Origin of the sequence: Bdellovibrio sp., from assembly GCF_047637665.1 — a bacterium.
Lineage (GTDB): Bacteria > Bdellovibrionota > Bdellovibrionia > Bdellovibrionales > Bdellovibrionaceae > Bdellovibrio.
This window is the reverse complement of sequence record NZ_JBLJBT010000018.1, coordinates 63419-69418: the sequence shown is the minus strand read 5'-3', so window position 1 is coordinate 69418 and position 6000 is coordinate 63419. Positions and strand designations below refer to the sequence as shown.

The following is a 6000-nucleotide window of genomic DNA, read 5'->3' as shown; positions in this document are numbered from 1 at the left end:
CGATACGGACAGAATCGCTGGGTAATTATTAGGTCAGGGTCGCTGGGTTCCTACAGCCGCTTGGGGCCTTAAAATCGGGGAATGCTCTCTGAATCCTCTAAGCGTTGGTTGTTGTTTTTGTCGGCCTTTTGGAACTGCTCATCCCAATACTCGACCCACTCAATGATAGTAATGGATTGATCTCGGTTCGTGTCAGCTTTTTGAATTTCGGGTTCTGTTAATTCAGATGCCAACTCAAGGCGTCCATTTCTGTTTTGATCTAACTGTTTAAACTTCTCATTGATCTTGCGCTCGAAGGCTTTTTTATTAACCGCAGGGGGCGGTGTCGGTGTCGGTGTCGAAGTCGGAACATGGGAGCACGCACTGATAAACAGCGTGAAAATCAGGACCAGACGCTTTGCGCAGGGTTTGGTAAAACATAAAGAGTAGATCATAATAGATTTAGTCTATGTCTGTTTCAGGGAGTGCGCTATGAAAAAATTCTTTGCCGCGTTTTCTATGTTTTTCATTCCTCAGATCCTCTGGGCAGAGTCCGCTCCTTTTTGTGTCGCCAACGAGTCCGGCCAAAAAGTGTATTGGACCTTGTTGTCTGCGAAGAAGAAAGCTCAGCTCTTTTCATACAGATCCTTAAAGTCAGACGGAGTCTATGAATGTGCCAAGATTTCAGACTCGGCCCAGTTACAGTATTTTGCGACGAATGGGAAGTCAGCGACGGTCTCTGTGGGACCTCGCACCTCCTTGGTCTTGTCGCTGAAAACGATGTCTTCTTTGCGCGCCACAAATTTATCCACGAATGAATCTGCTCCTCAAATTGTCGGGGTCGAAACTTCGGTGACAGCTTTGATCGGGGCCTTTGCGCAAGGCCCTTTAAACGAACCCACGATGGTTCACGGTATGGGCGATCTTCATCGGATCTTTGGTCAATCTTCTGCAGCGAGGACTCTGAATGCTCACGCGGAACTGTTTTTTACTAATGGTGGAGAAAAACTTGTTATCGTTCGTATCCCTGCCGCCAACAAAGCCCAAGATTTTATCGGAGATCGGAATGATAAAACCGGTCTTTATGCTTTAGAGAAGTTGGACATATTTAATTTGTTGATCATTCCGGAGGCCGCGCAACTTCCGCAAGACCAGTTGGAGCGTGTATATTCAGCGGCACTAGCCTATGTCGCAGAAAAATCTGCATTGGCCATCCTAGATCCTCCATTGGATAGTATTAAAGAGGTGTCTCCAGGAGTTCCGGCCGTAGTGAGTTGGCTAGAGGGATCTAAATTTCGTCGAGACTATGCAAGTTATGGAGCGTTGTACTTTCCCGGTCTGAATGTCGTTGAATCCACCACAGGGGCAGTTGCTGCCGTCGGAGCTTCCGGGGCGATGGCGGGCCTCTATGCCTTTTCGGATAGTGATTTCGATGTGTGGACGACTCCCGCCGGGCTCAGTTTTTCACTAAGTGATGTCGTGAGTTTGAACTATCTGGTCACCGATCAAATTCAAGGTGTTTTGAACCCCTTGGGTATTAATGCGATCCGGAGCTTTCCTATTGACGGCATTTATCCTTTTGGGGGGAGAACCTTAGAGAGAGATTCTAAATTTAGTTATCTTTCTGTTCGTAGATTAGACAACTACCTTCGATTGTCTTTGCAGTATGGCCTGCAGTGGGCAGCTTACGAAGATAATACTTCCGAGTTGCAACAAAAGGTCACGGCTGTCGTGAGGACCTTTTTAACCAACCTTTGGGGTGAAGGGGCCTTCGTCGGTTTTAAGACTGACGAGGCATTCTATGTTACTTGTGATGCCACCAACAATCCGGAGCAAAGTTCTACGGGAAGATTGAACGTGCGAATTGGCTACGCACCAATCTATGCTGGTGATTTCAATGTCATTGATTTGAGCATTGAACAAGAATCCTACTAAAAAACCAACTTGTGAAGTTTACTGCGGATCTGGCTGGCTCTGGTCTCATCGTTGGTGAGGCCCGCGGCTTTGTCGTACATCATCTTGGCTTTTTCATTCATAGACTGCATCGAATAGGCGTCAGCTAAATGCTCGGCAATGATGCTGGCGGAAGACTGATATCCATAGGCTTTTTCTAGAACCTCGATCGATTCAGAAAATTTCTTCTGTTTGAAAAGAACCCATCCCAAGGTATCTAGAACATAACCATCAGCCGGTTCCAGCTCTAAAGCACGGCGCGCCAGTTTTTCGGCCTCTGCCAGGTGCTGATTCAGTTCCGCCAAGGTGAAGGCGAGATAGCTCATGCTTTGCACATGATTGGGTTCGATTTCTAGAACCTTCTTCATTTGGGCGATCATGCCATCTTTTTTGCCCAATCGATCCAACATCAAAGCATGTTGAAAAAGAAGACCCACGTTGTGAGAAAACTTTGTCAGCCCCTCCTCAAGCACGCGTTCGGCTCCTAAATAGTCAGACTTTGCGTCTAACAAAGAGGCATACATGGTGTAAACCTGTGGCTGATCGGCTTTTGATTTTAGTCCATTTGCGGTGATATTCAGAGCCTGATTTAGTTTTCCCAAGCCTTTCAATAGATGAGCGGCATGCACGATCGCATCACTGAAGTGCGCGCTTGAAGGTGGAACCTGCATATACTCACGAACGGCATTCTCAGCATCGCCGGTTTCTTCATAAGTGGCGGCAAGATAAAAGCGGGCGCTGTCTGAAGCTGGAAATGTCGTAACAATGTCCTTGAGTTTTGAGCCCGCCTGATGGAGTCGTTTTTGTTCAATCAGAATGAGCGCCATCTTCATTTGAGTTTCAAGAGAGGGCTCTGAGTTGTTCGCGATGAACTCGAACTGCTCATAGGCTTTATCGGGCTCTTCATTTTCAATGTATATTTGAGCAATGAGCTCCGCCACATTGTGATTAAAATGGTTCTGCTTTTGAAATTCAAGACACAGCGAAAGAGCCCTGTTGCGATTGTTTTGATGCAAATACAGGTTTGCCAGCGATACGGCGGCGTCTTCAAAATCAGGTTTAAGTTTCAAAGCTTTTCTAAAAGCATTTTCGGCATCAAGTTGATGGTTCTTTCCTTCGATCTCCATGCGAACGAGGCCAAGATAGTAGTAAGCTACGTGCGGAGTTTTATACTCGGGATTTTTCAGAAGGGATTTGAAATATTGCTCAGCCTTTTTAGAGTCTTTCTGATCCGCGTAAAGAGAGCCTATGTAGACCAGTGCCTCTTCATTTTGTGGTTCCAGGCGCAAGACAATGCTGTACTGAGCAATAGCCTTATCATAGAGTTTTTCCGCAGAATACAGTCCCCCCAAAAATAAATGAGCTTCAATATTCTGAGGATCTTTGGCAACGGCTTTTTCGGCGTGGAAAATGGCTTTAGTCATCTTGTTTGTTTTCTGGTATTCCGCAGACAACCGGAGATGAACTGTGGGAGAAGTCTCGTCAAGAGCCAACACATTTTCAAAGTGCTCAATCGCCTGGTCAGAATTTCCTTCGTGGCCATAGAGTTCACCTAAAATAAAATTGTAATCGGCGTCCGCACGAGTGCTGAGAGGAGCCGAGATAGGGGACGGGGTGATCGAGGATTCTTTCATTGGTAAGGTTCCGCAGGCTGAAAGGATGAGTAGAGGAACAAGACTTGAAATTGTTTTGAAGGATGGACGCATCAGTTCTCCTTGTCAGATTGCATTGTAAAGAATTTTGCAAAATTATAATAAAATTCTTGAGAGTTCTGGTAAGGACTCGTCCTTTATCCTAATGATAAATTCGAATAATCGGATATTTCATGAACAAAGCGAGCTCAAACGCTCCTTTAATCGTGTTCATCTCTACGGAGTTGTCTCCCTTAAAGAGAGACAACTCCGGTGCTGTGTGCATTAGGGAGCACTCACAGTAATACCACTGGAGCCGATTGCTACAGTCTGATTTCCCAGAGTGACGGTCCATGTGCCATTACTCTTGGTCGCAGATGATGTCATGGAAGTGCAACCCACATTCAGAAGAGCAACAAATTCAGCAGAGGTCGTTTTTGTTGGGTTATAAAACTTCCCGTGCCATTGTGCGGCTCCCCCATTTGTAGGGTTTGCGCTAAATACATTGTGCTGACTGAACTGCATTGTTGGTCCCGCCAACATTTTTATACACAACGTTTCTGTACCGTTCGTGATTTTGGCCTCAGTATTCGATGAACTTGTCATCTGATTGAGAGCATGAATATTCCACTCCCACTGACGACTGGTCGACGACGCCAGATTATCGTAGACCAGAATTAAATTCGGGCGAAGATAGACCAGCGAACGCTGAGCTTTACTCAAAGCTCCGTTATAAGCGGGTGTCGCATCGCCGCTGACGATGTCGTAAGTTGAGGTCGATGTAAAGCCTGTGATATTGCCAAATCCCATCTTACTGTTAACCTCATAAAACACCTGACCTTTACCGTCATCATAGGTAATCGCATTCTTGGCCTTCGTCGTATGGTACCAATTCAACCAATGTTGCGTCTTATAGTCGTCGTAATATCCAGATTCAATTGCCAAGCGTTTTCCCGCAGAGTTAATGACAAAGCTATTCTGATCGGCATGACTATGGTTGAATGCTCCATACGGCGGCGGACTTGATTTAAAGTATACCGATGTCCGCGACAGATTGGACAGATCACTGTGCATCGCCACTTGCCCAATAGAACGCAACCAAATTGAGTTCGGAGTTCCCTCTGGGAACGGCTGAGTTCCCGAGAAATCCGCTGGTGGCGCCAATAAATATTCAATCCTAGTTCTGTCCTCACCACTAAGTTTCGACATATGCCAACGCCCTAACGGAGAAGGAGAAAAGAAGGTATAGCCTTTGCCATAACGAGCCTGCTGCTCGCCCTGGTTTCTTTCGAAACCGTCCCCGAACACCGTCGTAAAGTCAGACATTCCCGGCGGAGTAAAGTAAGCGAAATACCGCCCCCAATTTCTTATCCATGGCTTTTGCGCAACATCAATACCTGTCGCATAACGAAGTTGATAGAGTGATGGCAGCATTTCTCCCAAGTCCCAATTCCCCTGTGTTGCTGCATTAGCGAAGCCACCGTCTTCGTCCGCCCAAGGATTCATTGCATTGACAGCTTGAGGTATCGCATTCGTGAACCAGGTGTTGGCGTCATTCAGATCGCCGACGATGAGCGACGACACGACCGCCACAATCGTCAATGTCTGATTACCATGGGAATCACGAGGGTTCACTGAGATGCGTGACCGAGTCCCAATGATATCATTGTACATCAGACCATTACGTGCCAGAAGCATCGTTAAGATCTGAGTCCGTTGTGCCGACGTCAATTTTGAGTAGAGCCAATCATACCCCAAAGCGACGGTCCATGTTAAATAGCGAGCCGCCATATCTGTCCCAGCAGGAAGGGAGTACTTTGTCGGCCCCTCTGGATCCCACGAAGCTAAATTCATAACTCTGGCAATAGCATCATTACAGTAAGTTGCCTGCCCGTTGAGGACACAAGCCTGAAGAGATGCCAGAGCATACTTACTATAATTAAAACAATCCGTTGCCGTAGTGCCAGGGTTTGGAAGAGCTTGTCCGATTCGCCCGTTCACCTGACTTAGAAGAGAATTGATCGCTGATTGACGTTGAGACTTCATCGCCTCCAACGTCAGGGCCTCTGGTAAAGAGCGAGGATGAGTCTTGGCCGAGACCGTACTAAGTAATGTTGCGATATTAGGAACCAAGAACGGCTTCGAATTGGTATCAACCACAAACTTCCGAGGACTGCTGGTCACTCCCGCTGGATTTTTAACAACCCATGAGTAGGATCCCACAGGCAGAACCTCATCCCAGTTAAGCCAGTTTTGTGAAGCGGTCAAAGTTTTGGTATGTCCATCAGGGTAGGTCAGGGTCACCTGATAGTTTCCACTAGAGGCTACCTCAGGCCAACGAAAATCAGGAGGAGTCTGCTCTACATTAGCACAATCCGTGGGTCGAACCACTTGAGCTAAGACATTAGTAGTCACCAACCAGTCGTTCACCGTATTA

The 6000-nt window shown here is 46.8% G+C and carries 4 protein-coding genes; 1 reads left to right on the top strand and 3 read right to left on the bottom strand.

Annotated features, from left to right (window positions below):
- Positions 1-68: 68 nt before the first annotated feature.
- Positions 69-434 (bottom strand): hypothetical protein, encoded by a 366-nt coding sequence (locus ACM64D_RS05430; RefSeq protein ID WP_415062173.1) that lies wholly within the window; start codon positions 432-434, stop codon positions 69-71.
- Positions 435-471: 37 nt separating this feature from the next.
- Between ACM64D_RS05430 and ACM64D_RS05425 the strand changes: the two genes are divergently transcribed.
- The gene (locus ACM64D_RS05425; RefSeq protein ID WP_415062172.1) at positions 472-1914 is read left to right on the top strand and encodes a phage tail sheath C-terminal domain-containing protein; all 1443 of its coding nucleotides are present in this window, start codon (positions 472-474) and stop codon (positions 1912-1914) included.
- Here ACM64D_RS05425 and ACM64D_RS05420 read toward each other — a convergent pair.
- Both ACM64D_RS05420 and ACM64D_RS05415 read right to left on the bottom strand, forming a co-directional pair.
- Positions 1911-3638 (bottom strand): tetratricopeptide repeat protein, encoded by a 1728-nt coding sequence (locus tag ACM64D_RS05420; RefSeq protein ID WP_415062171.1) that lies wholly within the window; start codon positions 3636-3638, stop codon positions 1911-1913. The two genes, ACM64D_RS05425 and ACM64D_RS05420, sit on opposite strands and share 4 nt — an antisense overlap.
- Positions 3639-3848: 210 nt before the next feature.
- On the bottom strand, positions 3849-5993 hold the full coding sequence (locus ACM64D_RS05415; protein ID WP_415062170.1) for a heparinase II/III family protein: 2145 nt from the start codon (positions 5991-5993) through the stop codon (positions 3849-3851).
- Between the last annotated feature and the right edge of the window lie 7 nt (positions 5994-6000).

Excerpts from the sequence above, each read along its gene's own strand:
- ACM64D_RS05425 (WP_415062172.1), top strand. The coding sequence starts at position 472 with ATGAAAAAATTCTTTGCCGCGTTTTCTATGTTTTTCATTCCTCAGATC.
- ACM64D_RS05430 (WP_415062173.1), bottom strand. The coding sequence starts at position 434 with ATGATCTACTCTTTATGTTTTACCAAACCCTGCGCAAAGCGTCTGGTC.
- ACM64D_RS05420 (WP_415062171.1), bottom strand. The coding sequence starts at position 3,638 with ATGCGTCCATCCTTCAAAACAATTTCAAGTCTTGTTCCTCTACTCATC.